The sequence below is a fragment of the Delftia sp. WSY_16 genome (genome assembly GCF_043104415.1).
Classification (GTDB): domain Bacteria; phylum Pseudomonadota; class Gammaproteobacteria; order Burkholderiales; family Burkholderiaceae_C; genus Comamonas; species Comamonas tsuruhatensis.
In genome coordinates, this window is sequence record NZ_JBICKS010000037.1 from 243,367 (window position 1) to 260,849 (window position 17,483).

Sequence of the window (17,483 nt, forward strand, 5' to 3'; positions counted from 1 at the left end):
TTTTTTTTAGGCTTGCAAGCCAGCACTGCGGCACCCTGCCGGCTGGAGCGAGCCGTCAGCCGGAGCCATAGATGTCCCTCGCAGACCGCGTACGTTTCCCAGAATTCCTTTCGCGCACCATGACGGCCGAGCAGGCCGCCGCCCTGATCCCCCACGGCGTCAACGTCGGCATGAGCGGGTTCACGGGCGCGGGCTACCCCAAGGCCCTGCCCCAGGCCATCGCCCAGCACGCCAAGAGCGAACACGCGGCCGGCCGGCCCTACAAGATCAATGTCTGGACCGGCGCCTCCACGGCCGCCGAGATGGACGGCGCCCTGGCCGAGGCCGGCGCACTGGGCCAGCGCCTGCCCTTCAACACCGACCCGACCTGCCGCGCCAGGATCAATGCCGGCGAGATCGACTTCATCGACATGCACCTGTCCCACGTGGCCCAGCATGCGTGGTTCGGCTTCCTGGGCCCCATGAGCGTGGCCGTGGTCGAGGTGCTGGGCGTGACCGAGGACGGACGCCTCATCCCCTCCACCGCCGTGGGCAACAACAAGACCTGGCTGGAGATTGCCGACAAGGTGATCCTGGAGGTCAACACCAAGCCGCCGGCCAAGATGGAAGGCATGCACGACATCTACTACGGCACGGCCATCCCGCCGCGCCGCGTGCCCATTGCCCTGACCCATGCCGATGACCGCATCGGCGAGCCCTACCTGCGCGTGGACCCGGCCAAGGTGGTCGCCGTGGTCGAGACCCACAAGGGCGACCGCGACAACGTCTTCGCCCAGCCCGACGCCAACTCCAACCTGATCGCCGCGTCCATCATCGACTTCCTCGCGCACGAGATGAAGATGGGCCGCCTGCCCAAGGAGATGCTGCCCATCCAGTCGGGCGTGGGCAACGTGGCCAACGCCGTGCTGGCCGGCCTGCTGACGGGTCCGTTCGAGAACCTGCTGGGCTTCACCGAGGTGCTGCAGGACGGCATGCTGGACCTGCTGCGCGCGGGCAAGATGAGCCGCGCCTCGGCCACCTCGATCTCGCTGTCCGGCAGCGCCTACAGGGACTTCGAGGAGAACATCGACTTCTACCGCGAGCGCATCATCCTGCGCCCCCAGGAGATCAGCAACCACCCCGAGCTGGTGCGCCGCCTGGGCGTGATCGCCATGAACTCCATGATCGAGGCCGACATCTACGGCAACATCAACTCCACCCACGTCATGGGCACGGGGATGATGAACGGCATCGGCGGCTCAGGCGACTTCGCGCGCAACGGCTACCTGTCCTTCTTCGTCACGCCCTCGGTGGCCAAGGGCGGCAAGATCAGCTGCATCGTGCCCATGTGCTCGCACGTGGACCATACCGAGCACGACACGCAGATCATCGTCACCGAGCAGGGCCTGGCCGACCTGCGCGGCCTGTCGCCGCGCAAGCGCGCCCAGGTCATCATCGACCGCTGCGCCCATCCCGACTTCCGCCCCCAGCTGCAGGACTACTTCGACCGCGCCCAGCGCCAGGGCGCGCTGCACACGCCGCACATCCTGGGCGAAGCGCTGAGCTGGCACCAGCGCTTTGTCGAAACGGGCGACATGCGCGCCTGACCCGCACAAGCGCGCCAGCGCGCAGTCTCCTGGGCTACAGGCAGCCATCGGCATGGCTGCCCGGACTGGCGTAGCATGCAAGGACGGCCCACGGGGCCGTCTTTTTCGTTGCACCCACAGGACTTCTCCCATGCCGATCTGGAAGCGCAGCTTCACCCTTGAAGACATCACCTCGCTGAGCGCCGACACGGCCGTCTCGCACCTGGGCATCGAGTTCACCGAGATCGGTGACGACTTCCTGCGCGGCCGCGTGCACGTGGACCAGCGCACCTGCCAGCCCTACGGCATCCTGCACGGCGGCGTGAACGTGGTGCTGGCCGAGACCCTGGGCTCGGTGGCCGCGGCCTGCTCCATCCCCGAAGGTTGGCGCAGCGTGGGCCTGAACGTCTCGGCCAACCATGTGCGCGCCGCGCGCCAGGGCTGGGTCACGGGCACGGCCCGCCCCGTGCACCTGGGCCAGACCACCCATGTCTGGGCCATCGAACTGCACGACGAAACCGGCCGCCTGACCTGCACCTGCAGCCTGACCATGGCGCTGCTGCCGCCCACGCATGCGCAGAACGTCAAGCTCGCGGCGCAGCCGCCGGTGGCGGCCCAGCCCTGACAGCTTGATGGACCGAGAACCGTCGCGCTCTCGGTCACGTTGCTGTTGTCCGTTGTATTTCTTCTTCAGTTATTGATAATTGCCTAATCAATACAACAGACTCCGGCATGCCCGCTCCTGGCTCCGCGCTCGAACAAGCCGTTCTGGCACTGGCCGAACAACGGCCGCTGCTGCGCGCACGCGACCTTGCCGCGCTTGGCCTGCCGACCATGGCGCTGAGCCGGCTGGTCGCGGCAGGCCGCCTTGAACGCGTTGCACGCGGCCTGTACAGCCTGCCGGGCCGGCCGCTCAGCGAGCACCGCTCGCTGGCGGAAGTGGCCCTGCGCGTACCGCAAGGGGTGGTCTGCCTGCTGTCCGCGCTGCGGGTCCACGGCATAGGAACGCAGGCGCCCTTCGAGGTGTGGATGGCCATTCCCCATCACTCGCCCACGCCCCGCATAGACCAGCCTGCATTGCGCGCCATCCGCATGTCCGGTGCGGCACTGTCCGAAGGCGTGGAAACCCTGCAGATCGATGGCGTCGGTGTCGCCGTCTTCAACGCATCGAAGACCGTGGCCGATTGCTTCAAGTACCGCAACAAGATCGGCCTGGATGTGGCGCTGGAAGCACTGCGCGACGGATGGGCACAACGCAAGCTGACGGCCGACGCGCTCTGGCACTACGCAGCCATCGACCGCGTCAGCAATGTGATGCGCCCCTACCTTGAAAGCATCGCCGCATGAGCCGCGATATCGCAGCCTCGATCCGTGCACGTTTGAAGCAATGCGCGGACGCCCGCAGGCAGGACTTCAACCTCACGCTCACCTACTATGGCCTGGAGCGCCTGCTGTACCGCCTGTCCATCTCGCCCCATGCGGACAGCTATCTGCTCAAGGGCGCACTGCTGTTTGCCATCTGGTACGAGCAGCCGCACAGGCCGACCCGCGACGCCGATCTGCTGGGCTTTGGCCTGGACGACGTTGACTCGGCGGTGAGCGCTTTCCGCGAGATCTGCCGGATTGCCGTGGACGACGGCATTGCCTTCGATGCCGCGTCGGTGCGTGGAACCACCATCCGCAAGGAAGCCGGCTATGGCGGAGTACGGATTGACCTGCGCGCCACGCTGGACGGTGCACGCATCACGCTGCAGGTGGACATAGGCTTCGGCGATGCCGTGACACCATCGCCACAAGCCATCCGCTACCCCGTGCTGCTCGACGGCCTGCCCGCACCGCAACTGCGCAGCTACCCCAAGTACACCGTGGTGGCCGAAAAACTCCACGCGATATGCCTGCTGGGCATGGCCAATACCCGGATGAAGGACTACTTCGATCTCTGGGTATTGATGACCGAAGGCACGCTGGACCCTGCCGAACTGCGGCGCGCCATGGCAGCGACCTTCGAGCGCCGCCAACTCGCGCTGCCCGCAGGCCTGCCAGCCGGATTGAGCGATGGCTTCAGCAGCGATGCGGCCAAGCAGGCGCAGTGGGCCGCCTTCCTGAAGAAGAACCGGCTTGAAGCGCTGGAGCTGGCCCCTGTCGTGGCAAGGCTGCGAGAGGAATTCCAGCAATGCGGCATCTTCTGATACCGCCTGGAAGTCCTCCACATCCCCCGCCATCTCAAACCCCCAGCAACTCCGACAGGCGCTCCGGCTGCGCCAGCAGCTCCCGCGAGTCGGCCTGCAGCGCCAGCCGGCCCTTGGCCATGACGACGGCGCGGTCGGTGTGGGCCAGAACCTTTTTGTAGTCGCGGTCCACGATCAGGGTGGAGATGCCGGTGCTGCGGATGGCGGCGATCACGCGCCAGATTTCGGCGACGACCAGGGGGGCCAGGCCTTCGGTGGCTTCGTCGAGGATGAGCAGGCGCGGGTGCGTCATCAGCGCGCGGCCTATGGACAGCATCTGCTGCTCGCCGCCAGAGAGCTGGTCGCCGCCGTTGGACAGCCGCTCCGCGAGCCGGGGGAAGGTGTCGAGCACGCGCTCCAGCGTCCAGTGGCGCTCGCCCTGCAGGCCGGGGCGGGCGCTCATGACCAGGTTCTCGCGCACGCTGAGGTTGGGGAAGATGCCGCGCCCCTCTGGCACATAGCCAATGCCCAGCCGCGCCATGCGCTCGGGCGGCGCGCCCGTGCAGTCGCGGCCATCGGCACGCAGGCGGCCGGAGCGTGCCGGAACATAGCCCATGAGCGTGCGGATCAGCGTGGTCTTGCCCATGCCGTTGCGCCCCAGCAGGCCCACGGCCTGGCCCGCGCCCAGCGCCAGGCTCACGCCCTGCAGGATGTGGCTGTCGCCGTAGTAGGTATGCAGCTCGTCGATGGCGAACATGGGCTCAGTCATGGTCTTCTCCCAAGTAGGCTGTACGCACGACCGGATCGACACGGATCTGCGCAGGCGTGCCCGTGGCCACCACGCAACCGTTGACCATCACGGTGATGCGGTCGGCGATGCGGAACACGGCGTCCATGTCGTGCTCGACCAGCAGTACCGCATGGCCGCGCTTGAGCTCCTGCAGCAGGGCCAGCATGCGCTCGGTCTCCTCGGCGCCCATGCCGGCCAGCGGTTCGTCCAGCAGCAGCACGCGCGGGCCGGTGGCCAGGCACATGGCCACTTCAAGCTGGCGCTTGGCGCCGTGGCTCAGCGTGCCGGCCACGGCCTGGGCCTGCCCGGCCAGGCCCGCACGCTCCAGGGCCGCATGGGCCTGGCGCAGGCTGGCCGCGCAGCGCTGTGCGGACAGACCCAGCTGCCAGGGCCTGAGCGCCATCTGCGCCTGGGCCGCGAGCCGGCAGTTCTCCAGCGCCGAGAACTCGGGAAAGATGGTGGTGCGCTGGTAGCTGCGGCCCACGCCGGCACGCGCACGCCGGGGCTGGGGCATGCGCGTGACGTCCTGGCCGGCGAGCGCAATGCGCCCCGCGCTGGCCGCCAGTTCGCCCGAGAGCATGTTGACCAGGGTGGACTTGCCCGCGCCGTTGGTGCCGATCACGGCATGGACCTCGCCCTCGTGCAGGTCCAGGTCCACGTCGCCCACGGCCGTGAGCCCGCCGAAGCGGCGCGTGAGGCCGCGCACCGAAAGCAGTGCCGCATCAGCCATGTCCGGCCTCCTTGTGATGGACCTCGTTGTGCACTCCAGCGCGTTGCCGTGCAAGGCCCGCCAGCCCGATCAGCCCCATCAGTCCTTTCGGCAGCAGGGCCACGAGCACGATGATGGCCAGGCCCAGGCTCAGCTGCCAGTGGTCGGCCATGGGGCCGACGATGGCATGCGTGGACAGCACCTCCTTGAGCGCGATGAAGGCCACCGTGCCCAGCACGGCGCCGCGCAGCGAGCCCAGGCCGCCGAGGATGACCATCAGCAGCACCTCGCCCGAGTGGTGCCAGGACAGCAGCTCGGGGTTGACCACGGCATCGCGCACCGCCAGCAAAAAGCCTGCCACGCCAGCCAGCATGCCGGCCAGCACGAAGGCCGCGAGCTTGTACCCGTAGGTGGTGAAGCCGGCCGCACGCATGCGCTGTTCGTTGACGCGTATGCCCGCCAGCGCCGCGCCGAAGCGCGACTGGCGCAGCCCGGCCAGGAAGGCATAGACCAGCACCAGGGCGGCCAGCACCACGTAGTACTGCACGCGCGGGATTTCCATGTCGATGGCGCCCAGCGCGGGCCGGGCCATCAGGTAGATGCCATCGCTGCCGCCGCCGATGCCCGTGTCGTGGACCACGAAGTAGGCCATCTGTGCGAAGGCCAGCGTCACCATGATGAAGTAGATGCCGCGCGTGCGCAGGCTCAGCAGGCCCACCAGCAGCGCATAGCCACCCGAGGCCAGCAGCGCCCAGCCCAGCATGGCCGGCAGGCTGCCGCCCTCGTTGCCTGCGGACAGCACGGCGGCATAGGCGCCCAGGCCCATGAAGGCCGCATGCCCCAGACTCACCAGGCCCGTGCCGCCCACCAGCAGCTGCAGGCTGAGCGCGAAGATGGCCAGGATCATGGTCTTGACCACCAGGCCCGACAGATAGTCCGACCACCAGGGGCCGGCCAGCGCCAGCAGCGCCACGCAGGCCAGCGGCACGGCGCAGGCCTGCCATCGGCAGGCGCGCTGCGGCATCTCTACGGGCTGCACAGGCTGCAGGGGCTGCACGGCAGCTGCCAGTAGCGCCGGAGAAGGATTGGATACGGCCATTGTTCAGCTCCTTTGCCCCATCAGGCCCTGGGGCCGCCACACCAGCACCACCGCCATCAGCAGGTAGACGCTCATGCCGCTGAGCTCCTGGAAGAACAGCTTGCCGAAGGTATCGACAAAGCCCACCAGCAGCGAGGCCAGCAGCGCGCCCGTGATCGAGCCGATGCCGCCGATCACCACCACCACGAAGCAGATGATGAGCACGTTGCCGCCCATGCCCGGATAGACCGAACTCATGGGCGCGGCGATCATGCCCGCCAGTGCCGCCAGCGCCACGCCGATGGCGAAGACGATGCGGTACAGGCGCTTCACGTCGATGCCCAGGCCGCGCACCATGTCGCGGTTGCTGGCGCCCGCGCGCACCATCATTCCCAGGCGCGTGCGGTGGACCACCCAGTACAGCGCCAGCGCCACCAGCAGGCACACGCCCGAGGCGAACAGCCGGTACCACGGATAGCTCATGAGCCCGCCCAGCGAGAAGCTGCCCGACAGCCAGCCGGGCAGCGGCACGCCATGCACGTCGTTGCCCGCCAGCAGCGAGCGCAGCTCCTCGAACACCAGGATCAGCCCGAAGGTCATCAGCACCTGCTGCAGGTGCTCGCGCTCGTAGAGGTAGCTGAAGAAGGCCCACTCCAGCGCATAGCCCAGCACCACGGTCAGCGCCACGCCGGCCAGCAGCATGGTGATGAAGTGCTGGCCCAGCAGCGGGGACAGCGCAAAGGCCATGTAGGCGCCGATCATGTAGAAGCTGCCATGGGCCAGGTTGATCACGCCCATGATCCCGAAGATCAGCGTCAGGCCGGAGGCCAGCAGGAACAGCAGCAGCCCGTACTGGACGGCGTTCAGGCACTGCACGAGAAAGGTGGCAAGGTCCATGGCGATGTCCGTATGCGTCCGTATATGAGTGCGCCCCGCGCCTCACATGCGGCAGCCGCGGCCGGTATCGCCCAGGGCCTTGATGGCCACGCCCATGCGCTGGTTCTCCTTGCCCACGACCTTGCGCAGGTACATGTCCTGCACGGGGTTGTGCGACTTGCTGATGGTGAAGTCACCGCGCGGGCTGGGAATGGTGGCCTTCTCGATGGCCTGGCGGAACTCGGCCTTCTTCGCGATGTCGCCGCCCGCCGCCTTCAGGCCCACGCCCAGCATCTGGGCGGCGTCGTAGCCCTGCACGGCATACACATCGGGCATCAGCTTGTAGGCCTGGGCATAGGCGGAGCGAAAGCGCCGGTCGCGCTCCGTGCCCAGCTCGTCGGCGTAGTGCAGCGTGGTCAGCACGCCCTGGGCGGCCTCGCCCTGGGCCTCCAGCGTGCCGTCGGTCAGAAAGCCCGAGCCGTACAGCGGGATGGTCTTGTGCAGGCCGGCCGCGTGGTAGTCCTTGACGAACTTGACGGCGCCCGCGCCCGCGAAGAAGGCAAACACCGCATCGGGCCTGGCGGCCGCGATCTCGGTCAGCAGGGCCTGGAACTCCACGTTGGGAAAGGGCACGGTGAGCTGCTTGCTGACCTTGCCGCCCTCCTTCTCGAAGCCTTCCTTGAAGGCATTGGTCATCTCCTCGCCGGCCGCGTATTTCCAGGTGATGGTCATGGCGGTCTTCCTGCCTTCCTGCCTGGCCGCCACCACGCCCATGGGATAGGAGGACTGCCAGTTGGAGAAGGACGAACGGAAGATGTTGGGCGCGCACATGGCGCCCGTGACCGCATCGGCGCCCGCATTGGGCACGATGAGCACGGTGCCGCTTTCCTTGGCCGCGCGCGCCATGGCCATGGCCACGCCCGAATGCACGGTGCCCACCAGCACATCGACCTTGTCGCGCTTGATCAGGCGGTTGACGTTGTCCGTGGCCTTGGCCGGATCGGACTCGTCATCGACCTTGAAGAACTCGATCTCGCGCCCGCCCAGCCTGCCGCCCTGCTCGTTCACGAACATGCGAAAGCCGTTCTCTATGGCCGAGCCCAGTGCCGCATAGGTGCCGCTGTAGGGCAGCATGAAGCCGACCTTGATCCTGTCCTGCGCATATGCGCCGCAGGACAGGGAGGCCGTCAGGGCGAGGGCTGCCCAGTGTTTGCGATCGGTGTTCATGCGTGTCTCCTTGTGGTGGATGGGTCTTGCTTTTGTCAGGGGAATCGGAAGGGGCCGTTCAGCCGACGCTGGCTTCGCGTTCACGCAGGCGGAAACGCTGGATCTTTCCGGTGGCGGTCTTGGGAAGTTCGTCCACGAACTCGATGAAGCGCGGGTACTTGTAGGCGGCCAGGCGCTGCTTCACGAAGGCCTTGAGTTCAGCCTCGGTGGCGGTGCAGCCGTCCTTGAGCACGACGAAGGACTTGGTCTTGAGCAGGCCGTCGGCGTCGGTCTTGCCGATCACGGCGGCCTCCAGCACGGCCGGGTGCTGCATCAGCGTGGCCTCGACCTCGAAGGGCGAGACATAGATGCCGCTGACCTTGAGCATGTCGTCGCTGCGCCCGGCATAGGTGTAGTAGCCATCGGCGTCGCGCACGTACTTGTCGCCGCTCTTGAGCCAGCCGCCCTGGAAGGTCTCGCGCGTCTTGTCCCGGTTGCCCCAGTACATGAGGGCGGCGCTGGGGCCCTGGATGAACAGGTCGCCCACCTCGCCATCGGCCACGGGGCGGCCGTCCTCGCCGCGCAGTTCCACGCGGTAGCCGTCCACGGGCTTGCCCGTGGTGCCGTAGCGGATGTCGCCGGGCCGGTTGGACAGGAAGATGTGCAGCATCTCGGTGGAGCCGATGCCGTCCACGATGTCGGCGCCGAAATGCGCCTTGAAGCGCTGGGCGATCTCGGCCGGCAGCGCCTCGCCGGCCGAGGAGCACATGCGCAGGCTGACCTGCTCGCGCGCGGGCAGCAGGGGCGAGGCCAGCATGCCCGCAAAGCCCGTGGGCGCGCCGAAGAATACCGTGGGCCGGTGCTGCACCCAGCGCGCGAAGGTGGCCTCGGGCGTGGGCCGCTCGGCCATCAGCAGCACGGTGGCGCCCACGCTCAGCGGAAAGCTCAGGGCATTGCCCAGGCCGTAGGCGAAGTAGAGCTTGGCGGCGGAAAAGCAGATGTCGCCCTCGCCCAGGCCCAGCACCGGGCCGCCATAGAGTTCGGCCGTCCAGTACGGATTGGCATGCGTGTGGACCGCGCCCTTGGGCTTGCCCGTGGAGCCCGAGGAATACAGCCAGAAGCCCGGGTCATCGCCCAGCGTGGGCGCCGGTGCGGGCAGCGGCGGCTGCGCCGCCAGCCAGGGCTGCAGGGGCGCGAAGCCTGCGGCGCGCGCCGCCGCTTCGTCGCCGGCCACCCAGACATGGCGCACCTCGTTGGGCGCCCGGTCCAGCGCCTGGCGCAGCAGGGGCAGCAGCGCATCGCAGGTCAGCACGGCCTGGGCGCGGCTGTGGCCCAGCATGTAGGCGTAGTCGTCGGCCGTGAGCAAGGTGTTCACCGCCACCGGCACCACGCCCGCATACAGCGCGCCCAGAAAGGCCACGGCCCATTCATGGCGGTCGTGCATGAGCAGCAGCACGCGCTCCTCGCGATGGATGCCCGCCGCCAGCAGGCCGCTGGCCATGCGCCGCGCCTGCTGCTGCAGCTGGCCGTAGCTCAGCGTGCCGTGGTCGTCGATGTAGGCGATCTTGCCGGGCCGCCCCTCATTGAGCGCGAACAGGTGCGCGGCGAAATTGAAGGGCTGGGTGAAGTCGATCATCGGGGTCTCCTTCGACATCGGGCATCCGGCCCGACTTGTGATCTTCCGCACAACATGCAATATTGTGCGTGCACCGAAAAGATAGTTAGAACACCACCGAGCGTCAAGCACTATATTGCATGGCTGGTGTTAACCCCGACTGTTTATCATTCACGCCCTCTTCAAGGAAACTCTATGGACCAGTTCGAGACGGCAGCCCAGTCCGCCGGGGCGGCGGATTCCCTCTCAGAAGCCCCCAGGAACCAGGTGCTGCAGGCGCTGGGCGAGCGTGTGCGCAGCCTGCGCTCGCGCCGGGGCATGACGCGGCGCGCCCTGGCGGCGGCGGCCGATGTCTCGGAGCGCCACCTGGCCAACCTCGAATACGGCACGGGCAATGTGTCGGTACTGGTCCTGCACCATATTGCACAGGCCCTGCAATGCTCCATGGCCGAGCTGCTGGGCGACGTGACCACCACCAGCGCCGAATGGCTGCTGATCCGCGAGCTGCTGGAAGGCCGCGATGAAGAGGACCTGCGCCGCGTGCGCCTGGCCGCAGGCGAGCTGCTGGGCACGGCGCCCAGCGACCGCCAGCGCCACACGCGCATCGCCCTGATCGGCCTGCGCGGCGCGGGCAAGTCCACGCTGGGCCGCATGCTGGCCGAGCAGCTGGGCGCGCCCTTCCTCGAACTCAACCAGGAAATCGAGCGCATTGCGGGCTGCAGCGTGCGCGCCATCCACGACCTGTACGGTGCCAACGCCTACCGCCGCTACGAGCGCCGCGCGCTGGAGGAAGCCGTGCAGATCTACAGCGACGTGGTCATCGCCACGCCGGGAGGCATCGTCTCGGACCCGGCCACCTTCAACGAGCTGCTGTCGCACTGCACCACGGTCTGGCTCAAGGCCCAGCCCGAGGAGCACATGGCCCGCGTCGTGGCCCAGGGCGACACCCGCCCCATGGCCGCCAACCCCGAGGCCATGGACGATCTGCGCAGCATCCTCGAAGGCCGCGCCGGCTTCTATGCCAAGGCCGACCATGTGGTGGATACCAGCGGCCAGACGCTGGAGCAGAGCTTCGATCAGTTGAAGGCACTGTTCCTGCCCGCACGCTGAGACGGCGGCAGCAACCCACGGCATCCAGGCCCCAGGCCTGGATTTTTTTCGCCTGTACTGGCTGGTGTTTACCCTGGATATGGCCAAGACACGCACTATCGTGCGTGTTGTTGCGTGCATTTTCCGGATGAATCTGCATAATTGTGCCTGCACCGTATCTGCGACTGCACTATTTTTCATCCAAGAGGCCGTCCATGCACCCGTCCAACCCCACTGTCGATTACCGCACCGAGCCCGCCCAGTACCGCCACTGGTCGTTCACCGTCGAGGGCGCCATCGCCCGCATGCAGCTGAACATCGCCGAGGACGGCGGCATACGGCCCGGCTACAAGCTCAAGCTCAACAGCTACGACCTGGGCGTGGACATCGAGCTGCACGACGCGCTCAACCGCATCCGCTTCGAGCATCCGCAGGTGCGCACCGTCATCGTCACCAGCGGGCGCGACCGCATCTTCTGCTCGGGCGCCAACATCTTCATGCTGGGCGTGTCCAGCCATGCCTGGAAGGTGAACTTCTGCAAGTTCACGAACGAGACGCGCAACGGCATCGAGGACAGTTCGCGCCACTCGGGCCTGAAGTTCCTGGCCGCCGTCAACGGGGCCTGTGCGGGCGGCGGCTACGAGCTGGCCCTGGCCTGCGACGACATCGTGCTGATCGACGACCGCTCCTCCTCCGTCTCCCTGCCCGAAGTGCCGCTGCTGGGCGTGCTGCCCGGCACGGGCGGCCTCACGCGCGTGACCGACAAGCGCCATGTACGCCATGACCTGGCCGACATCTTCTGCACCAGCGTGGAAGGCGTGCGCGGCCAGCGCGCCGTGGACTGGCGCCTGGTCGATGCCGTGGCCAAGCCCGCGCAGTTCGACGCCGTGGTGGCCGAGCGCGCCCAGCGCCTGGCCGAAGGCAGCACGCGCCCCGCCAACGCGCAGGGCATCACGCTCACGCGCCTGGAACGCGAGGCCACGGACGATGCGCTGCACTACCGCCATGTCAGCGTGCAGATCGACCGCGCGCGCCGCAGCGCCACGCTGACCGTGAAGGCGCCCACGCTTGGGCAAGGCCCGCAGCCGGCCACCCTCGAAGCCATCGAGCAGGCCGGCGACGCCTGGTGGCCGCTGGCCATGGGCCGCGAGCTGGACGACGCCATCCTGCACCTGCGCACCAACGAGCTGGACGTGGGCACCTGGCTGCTCAAGACCGAAGGCGATGCCGCCGCCGTGCTGGCCGCAGACGCAGCCCTGCTGGCCCACCAGGACCACTGGCTGGCGCGCGAGACGCTGGGCCTGCTGCGCCGCAGCTTTGCGCGGCTCGATGTGTCCTCGCGCACGCTGTTCGCGCTGATCGAGCCCGGCTCCTGCTTCGTGGGCATGCTGGCCGAGCTGGCCTTCGCGGCCGACCGCGCCTACATGCTGGTGCTGCCCGATGACACCGAGCGCGCCCCGCGCATCCAGCTGGACGAATTCAATTTCGGCCTGCTGCCCCTGGTCAACGACCAGTCGCGCCTGCAGCGCCGCTTCTACGAGGAGGCCGCGCCGCTGGAGGCCGCGCGCGCCGCCACGGGCCGCGCGCTGGACGGCGACCAGGCCCTGGCCCTGGGGCTGGTCACGGCCGCGCCCGACGACATCGACTGGGACGACGAGATCCGCATCGCCATGGAAGAGCGCGCCGCCATGTCGCCCGATGCGCTCACGGGCCTGGAGGCCAACCTGCGCTTTGCCAGCCGCGAGAACATGGTCACGCGCATCTTCGGGCGCCTGTCGGCCTGGCAGAACTGGATCTTCAACCGCCCCAATGCCGTGGGCGACAAGGGCGCTCTCAAGCTCTACGGCACGGGCCAGAAGGCCGGCTTCGACTTCAACCGCGTCTGACCGCAGGCACGCCCCGAAACATCCACGGAGACCCCACCATGAGCGCCATCAACTACAGCGAGAAGATCCCCAACAACGTCAACCTCGGCGAAGACCGCACCCTGCAGCGCGCGCTGGAGAGCTGGCAGCCCAACTTCCTGAACTGGTGGGGCGACGTGGGCCCCGAAGGCTCCACCGACTACGACGTCTACCTGCGCACCGCCATCAGCGTGGACCCGCAGGGCTGGGCCCAGTTCGGCCACGTGAAGATGCGCGACTACCGCTGGGGCATCTTCCTGAACCCGGCCGAGGCCGACCGCAGCATCCACTTCGGCGACCACCTGGGCGAGAAGGCCTGGCAGGACGTGCCCGGCGAGCACCGCGCCAACCTGCGCCGCATCATCGTCACCCAGGGCGACACCGAGCCCGCCTCGGTGGAGCAGCAGCGCCACCTGGGCCTGACCGCGCCGTCCATGTACGACCTGCGCAACCTGTTCCAGGTCAACGTGGAGGAAGGCCGCCACCTGTGGGCCATGGTCTACCTGCTGCACAAGCATTTCGGCCGCGACGGCCGCGAGGAGGCCGAGGCCCTGCTGGAGCGCCAGTCCGGCGACGAGAACAACCCGCGCATCCTGGGCGCCTTCAACGAGAAGACGCCCGACTGGCTGTCCTTCTTCATGTTCACCTACTTCACCGACCGCGACGGCAAGTTCCAGCTGGCCGCGCTGGCCGAGAGCGCCTTCGACCCGCTGGCGCGCACCACCAAGTTCATGCTGACCGAGGAGGCCCACCACATGTTCGTGGGCGAGTCCGGCGTCTCGCGCGTGCTGCAGCGCACCTGCCAGGTCATGAACGAGCTGCGCACCGACGACGTGGGCCGCCTGCGCGCGGCCGGCGTGATCGACCTGCCCACGCTGCAGCGCTACCTGAACTTCCACTACAGCGTGACCATCGACCTGTTCGGCGCCGACCAGTCCAGCAATGCCGCCACCTTCTACAGCAGCGGCCTCAAGGGCCGCTACGAGGAAGGCAAGCGCGCGGACGACCACCGCCTGCACGACCAGCACTACAAGGTGCTGGAAGTGGTGGACGGCAGGCTGCAGGAAAAGGAAGTGCCCATGCTCAACGCGCTCAACGAGGTGCTGCGCGACGACTACATCAAGGACTCCAACGCGGGCGTGGGCCGCTGGAACAAGGTCATGGAAAAGGCCGGCATCGATTTCCGCCTCACCGTGCCGCACAAGGCCTTCAACCGCCAGATCGGCGCGCTGGCGGGCGTGCGCATGAGCCCCGACGGCCGCGTGGTCAGCGAGCAGGAATGGCGCATGCGCGAGGGCGAATGGCTGCCCTCGGACGCCGACCGCGCCTTCGTCGCCTCGCTCATGGGCCGCTGCGTGGAGCCGGGCCAGTTCGCGGGCTGGATCGCGCCGCCGGTCATGGGCATCAACCGCCAGCCCGTGGATTTCGAATACGTGCGCTTCAACTGAAGCGCCGCGCCAGCAGGGAGTCGCCCATGACAGTCGCCTTGGTAGAACACGGCATCCTCACCCAGCACCTGATCGACCCGGAGATCTGCATCCGCTGCAACACCTGCGAGGCCACCTGCCCCGTGGGCGCCATCACGCACGATGACCGCAACTACGTGGTACTGGCCGAGCAGTGCAACGGCTGCATGGACTGCGTCTCGCCCTGCCCCACGGGCGCCATCGACAACTGGCGCAAGGTGCCGCTGGCAAGCGCCTATCCCGTGGCCGAGCAGCTGCTCTGGGACGAGCTGCCCGAGGAGCTGCCGCCTGAGGCGCTGGTTCAGGCACTGGCTCAGGCACGGACCCAGGCACAGGACGCAGCGGACGCGCCCGCCGCCGAGGACCTGAGCCAGACCCAGGCCGTGATCGCAGCGGCCGCCACGCGCGGTGCGGATGCGGCCCGGCCCGATGACCAGGCCGATACCCAGGTGTTGCGCAGCGCCAGCTACGGCGCCACCGTGCCGCCCTGGTCAGCCGCCCATCCGTACACCAACCTGCATGGCCCCAGAAGCCCCGTCACGGCCACCGTGGTCGGCAACCTCAACTGCACGGAGGCGGGATTCGACAGCGAGACCCACCACATCGTGCTGGACTTCGGCAGCCAGCCGTTCCCCGTGCTCGAAGGCCAGTCCATCGCCGTCATCGCACCCGGCACCGACGCCCAGGGCCGCCCGCATGTGGCGCGCCAGTACTCGGTGGCCAGTGCGCGCAATGGCGAGCGGCCCGGCTACAACAACCTGGCGCTGACCGTGAAACGCGTCACCCAGGACCACCAGGGCCGCCCCGTGCGCGGCGTGGCCAGCAACTACCTGTGCGACGCACGCATCGGCGACAGGGTCCAGGTCATAGGCCCGTTCGGCCAGTCGTTCCTGATGCCCAACCATCCCCGCTCGCACATCGTGATGATCTGCACGGGCACGGGCAGCGCCCCCATGCGCGCCATGACCGAATGGCGCAGGCGGCTGCGCAAAAGCGGCAGGTTCGAGGGCGGCAAGCTCATGCTGTTCTTCGGCGCACGCACGCCGCAGGAGCTGCCCTACTTCGGCCCGCTGCAAAGCCTGCCGCGCGACTTCATCGACAACAACCTGGCCTTCTCGCGCGTGGCCGGCCAGCCCCGGCGCTACGTGCAGGACCTGCTGCGCGAACGTGCGGCCGACCTGGCGGCCCTGCTGCGCGACGACAACGCGCACTTCTACGTCTGCGGGCTCAAGAGCATGGAGGAAGGCGTGGTGCTGGCACTGCGCGACGTGGCGCAGCAATCGGGACTGGACTGGGAGCAGGTGGGCGCGCGCCTCAAGCGCGAAGGCCGGCTGCATCTGGAGACTTATTGAATCGCCACAGGCCCATACGCATCGCTGGCCAGGGCCTGGGCCAGTATCCAGGCAGGGTCCACCAGCTCGGCACCGCGCGCCAGCGGCGACTGCGGCAGGGCCAGCGGGATCTCGGTGCAGCCCATGATCACGGGCACATCGCCATGGCGCTGCAGCAGCGGCGCCAGCACCTCGCCGAAGCAGCGCGCGGCCAGGTCCATGTCGCCCTGCTTGACGCCGTCGTAGATGCCCTGCATGAGCCGCACGCGGCCCTGCGCATCGGGCTGCAGCGCGGTGATGCCGCACTCGGCCAGTGCCGCGTCGTACAGGCCGCTGTCATAGGTGCCCTGCGTGGCCAGCACGATGGCCTGCTGCGCGCCGCCGGCCTGCAGGTGCAGGGCAGCCTGGCGCGCGATGTGCAGCACATGCAGCTGCGGAAACAGCGCCTGCAGCTGCCCATGCCAGGCATGGGCCGTGTTGCAGGCCAGGGCCACGCTGCGCACGCCCAGCGCCGCCATGCGGCCCACGCCCTGCAGCAGGTGCTGGGCCGGCCCCGTGGGCGACTGCGGGTCCGCGCGCAGCGCGGCGCTGCGGTCGGGCATGGGCAGTTGCACCAGCCAGTGCTCGGGATAGGCCTGGTCATGCACGGGCAGGCCCTGCTGCTGCAGGTGCGCCGTGCAGGCCTGCACAAACAGGCGCACGAAATCCGCGCCTGCGGCCGGGCCCATGCCCCCGAGAATGCCCACCGCGCGCGGGGGCTGAAGCTGCTGCTGCATGCTGCGATCCGAAATCAAAAAGCAGGTTTGTCGCTGAGGTCCTGCAGGTTTTTCTGCAATTGCTCGCTCATCGGCAGGCCCAGGGCCACGTTCCTCGGGGCAATGGGCTGCATGAACCACTTGTCATACAGCCTGGCGAACGCGCCCGACTTCATCATGTCGCCGATCACGCCATCGACCAGCTGCTTGAACTGGGCATCGTCCTTGCGCAGCATGCAGGCATAGGGCTCGACCTGCAGCGAGTCGGCCACCACCTCGAAGTCCCCGGGGTTCTTGGCCGTGGGGATCAGGCCGAAGAGCAGGATGTCGTCCATGCCGAAGGCCGCGGCGCGGTCGTTCTCCACCAGCAGGAAGCCGTCCGCATGGTCCTTGGCCATGACGATGTTCATGCCCCAGGCCTTGTCGGCATTGGCCTTGCGCAGCACCTGCAGGTTGGTGGTTCCCGTGGTGATGGCCACGGTCTTGTCCTTGAGGTCGGCGTAGTTTTTGATGCCCGAACTCTTCTTCACCAGCAGCCGCGTGCCCGTGTAGAAATGGTTGATGGCAAAGGCCACCTCCTTGCCGCGCACCGTGTTGTTGGTGGTCGAGCCGCATTCCAGGTCGATGGTGCCGTTGGCCAGCAGCGGCATGCGGTTCTGCGAGGTCACGGCCTGCCACTGCACCTTGAGATCGGGCCGGTTCACCGCCTTCTTCACGGCCTCGGCCACGGCCTGGGACATCTCCACCGTCATGCCGATGGGCTTGCCGTTGTCCAGGTAGCTGAAGGGCACGGACGACTCGCGGTAGGCCAGCGTGATGCGGCCGCTGTCGCGCACCTTGGCCAGCGTGTCGGCATGGGCCGCAGCCAGGCCTCCCAGGGCCAGGGCCGCGCACAGCGCGGTGGTGTGAAGTTGCATGCTTGTCTCCTCGT

At 68.0% G+C, this 17,483-nt stretch carries 16 protein-coding genes; 8 read left to right on the forward strand and 8 right to left on the reverse strand.

Features of this window, described 5'->3' with window-relative positions:
* Positions 1–71 precede the first annotated feature (71 nt).
* The 4 genes from ACF8O7_RS19080 to ACF8O7_RS19095 all read left to right on the forward strand — a co-directional run bounded on the left by ACF8O7_RS19080 (position 72) and on the right by ACF8O7_RS19095 (position 3,754).
* Positions 72–1,586: an acetyl-CoA hydrolase/transferase family protein gene (locus ACF8O7_RS19080; protein ID WP_012202025.1), complete on the forward strand. Its 1,515-nt coding sequence runs from the start codon at positions 72–74 to the stop codon at positions 1,584–1,586.
* A 130-nt stretch (positions 1,587–1,716) separates the two neighbouring features.
* Positions 1,717–2,190 (forward strand): hotdog fold thioesterase, encoded by a 474-nt coding sequence (locus ACF8O7_RS19085; protein ID WP_012202024.1) that lies wholly within the window; start codon positions 1,717–1,719, stop codon positions 2,188–2,190.
* A 107-nt stretch (positions 2,191–2,297) separates the two neighbouring features.
* On the forward strand, positions 2,298–2,912 hold the full coding sequence (locus ACF8O7_RS19090; RefSeq protein ID WP_016447321.1) for a type IV toxin-antitoxin system AbiEi family antitoxin domain-containing protein: 615 nt from the start codon (positions 2,298–2,300) through the stop codon (positions 2,910–2,912).
* Positions 2,909–3,754, forward strand: a complete 846-nt coding sequence (locus ACF8O7_RS19095; RefSeq protein ID WP_277849179.1) for a nucleotidyl transferase AbiEii/AbiGii toxin family protein — start codon at positions 2,909–2,911, stop codon at positions 3,752–3,754. The genes ACF8O7_RS19090 and ACF8O7_RS19095 overlap by 4 nt, the downstream gene beginning before the upstream one ends.
* Positions 3,755–3,788: 34 nt before the next feature.
* Here the strand turns inward: ACF8O7_RS19095 and ACF8O7_RS19100 are convergent, their stop codons facing one another.
* The 6 genes from ACF8O7_RS19100 to ACF8O7_RS19125 are packed head-to-tail and all read right to left on the reverse strand — an operon-like array spanning position 3,789 to position 10,028.
* The gene (locus ACF8O7_RS19100; RefSeq protein ID WP_392444016.1) at positions 3,789–4,502 is read right to left on the reverse strand and encodes an ABC transporter ATP-binding protein; all 714 of its coding nucleotides are present in this window, start codon (positions 4,500–4,502) and stop codon (positions 3,789–3,791) included.
* Positions 4,495–5,253: an ABC transporter ATP-binding protein gene (locus ACF8O7_RS19105; RefSeq protein WP_392444018.1), complete on the reverse strand. Its 759-nt coding sequence runs from the start codon at positions 5,251–5,253 to the stop codon at positions 4,495–4,497. The genes ACF8O7_RS19100 and ACF8O7_RS19105 overlap by 8 nt, the downstream gene beginning before the upstream one ends.
* Positions 5,246–6,331 carry a branched-chain amino acid ABC transporter permease gene (locus ACF8O7_RS19110; RefSeq protein WP_099753114.1) on the reverse strand — a complete coding sequence of 362 codons (1,086 nt, stop codon included), beginning with the start codon at positions 6,329–6,331 and terminating at the stop codon, positions 5,246–5,248. The genes ACF8O7_RS19105 and ACF8O7_RS19110 overlap by 8 nt, the downstream gene beginning before the upstream one ends.
* Positions 6,332–6,334: 3 nt before the next feature.
* The gene (locus ACF8O7_RS19115; RefSeq protein ID WP_017405698.1) at positions 6,335–7,207 is read right to left on the reverse strand and encodes a branched-chain amino acid ABC transporter permease; all 873 of its coding nucleotides are present in this window, start codon (positions 7,205–7,207) and stop codon (positions 6,335–6,337) included.
* Between the two features lie 42 nt (positions 7,208–7,249).
* Positions 7,250–8,413 carry an ABC transporter substrate-binding protein gene (locus ACF8O7_RS19120; RefSeq protein WP_017405699.1) on the reverse strand — a complete coding sequence of 388 codons (1,164 nt, stop codon included), beginning with the start codon at positions 8,411–8,413 and terminating at the stop codon, positions 7,250–7,252.
* A 58-nt stretch (positions 8,414–8,471) separates the two neighbouring features.
* The gene (locus tag ACF8O7_RS19125; RefSeq protein ID WP_017405700.1) at positions 8,472–10,028 is read right to left on the reverse strand and encodes a benzoate-CoA ligase family protein; all 1,557 of its coding nucleotides are present in this window, start codon (positions 10,026–10,028) and stop codon (positions 8,472–8,474) included.
* A gap of 174 nt (positions 10,029–10,202) precedes the next feature.
* Here ACF8O7_RS19125 and ACF8O7_RS19130 point away from each other — a divergent pair, with 174 nt between their 5' ends.
* From ACF8O7_RS19130 to boxA, 4 genes are all read left to right on the forward strand, one after another.
* Positions 10,203–11,117, forward strand: a complete 915-nt coding sequence (locus tag ACF8O7_RS19130; RefSeq protein ID WP_392444020.1) for a helix-turn-helix transcriptional regulator — start codon at positions 10,203–10,205, stop codon at positions 11,115–11,117.
* 194 nt (positions 11,118–11,311) lie between these two features.
* The gene (gene boxC, locus ACF8O7_RS19135) at positions 11,312–12,982 is read left to right on the forward strand and encodes a 2,3-epoxybenzoyl-CoA dihydrolase (protein ID WP_392444022.1); all 1,671 of its coding nucleotides are present in this window, start codon (positions 11,312–11,314) and stop codon (positions 12,980–12,982) included.
* A gap of 38 nt (positions 12,983–13,020) precedes the next feature.
* The gene (gene boxB, locus ACF8O7_RS19140; protein ID WP_016447312.1) at positions 13,021–14,448 is read left to right on the forward strand and encodes a benzoyl-CoA 2,3-epoxidase subunit BoxB; all 1,428 of its coding nucleotides are present in this window, start codon (positions 13,021–13,023) and stop codon (positions 14,446–14,448) included.
* Positions 14,449–14,474: 26 nt separating this feature from the next.
* Positions 14,475–15,818, forward strand: coding sequence for a benzoyl-CoA 2,3-epoxidase subunit BoxA (gene boxA / locus ACF8O7_RS19145; protein WP_392444025.1), 1,344 nt, complete (start codon positions 14,475–14,477; stop codon positions 15,816–15,818).
* Here boxA and ACF8O7_RS19150 read toward each other — a convergent pair.
* A complete protein-coding gene (locus ACF8O7_RS19150; RefSeq protein WP_392444027.1) occupies positions 15,812–16,573 on the reverse strand; it encodes an aspartate/glutamate racemase family protein in 762 nt (253 codons plus the stop codon). The genes boxA and ACF8O7_RS19150 overlap by 7 nt on opposite strands.
* A gap of 14 nt (positions 16,574–16,587) precedes the next feature.
* Positions 16,588–17,469 carry an amino acid ABC transporter substrate-binding protein gene (locus ACF8O7_RS19155; protein WP_016447309.1) on the reverse strand — a complete coding sequence of 294 codons (882 nt, stop codon included), beginning with the start codon at positions 17,467–17,469 and terminating at the stop codon, positions 16,588–16,590.
* Positions 17,470–17,483 lie beyond the last annotated feature (14 nt).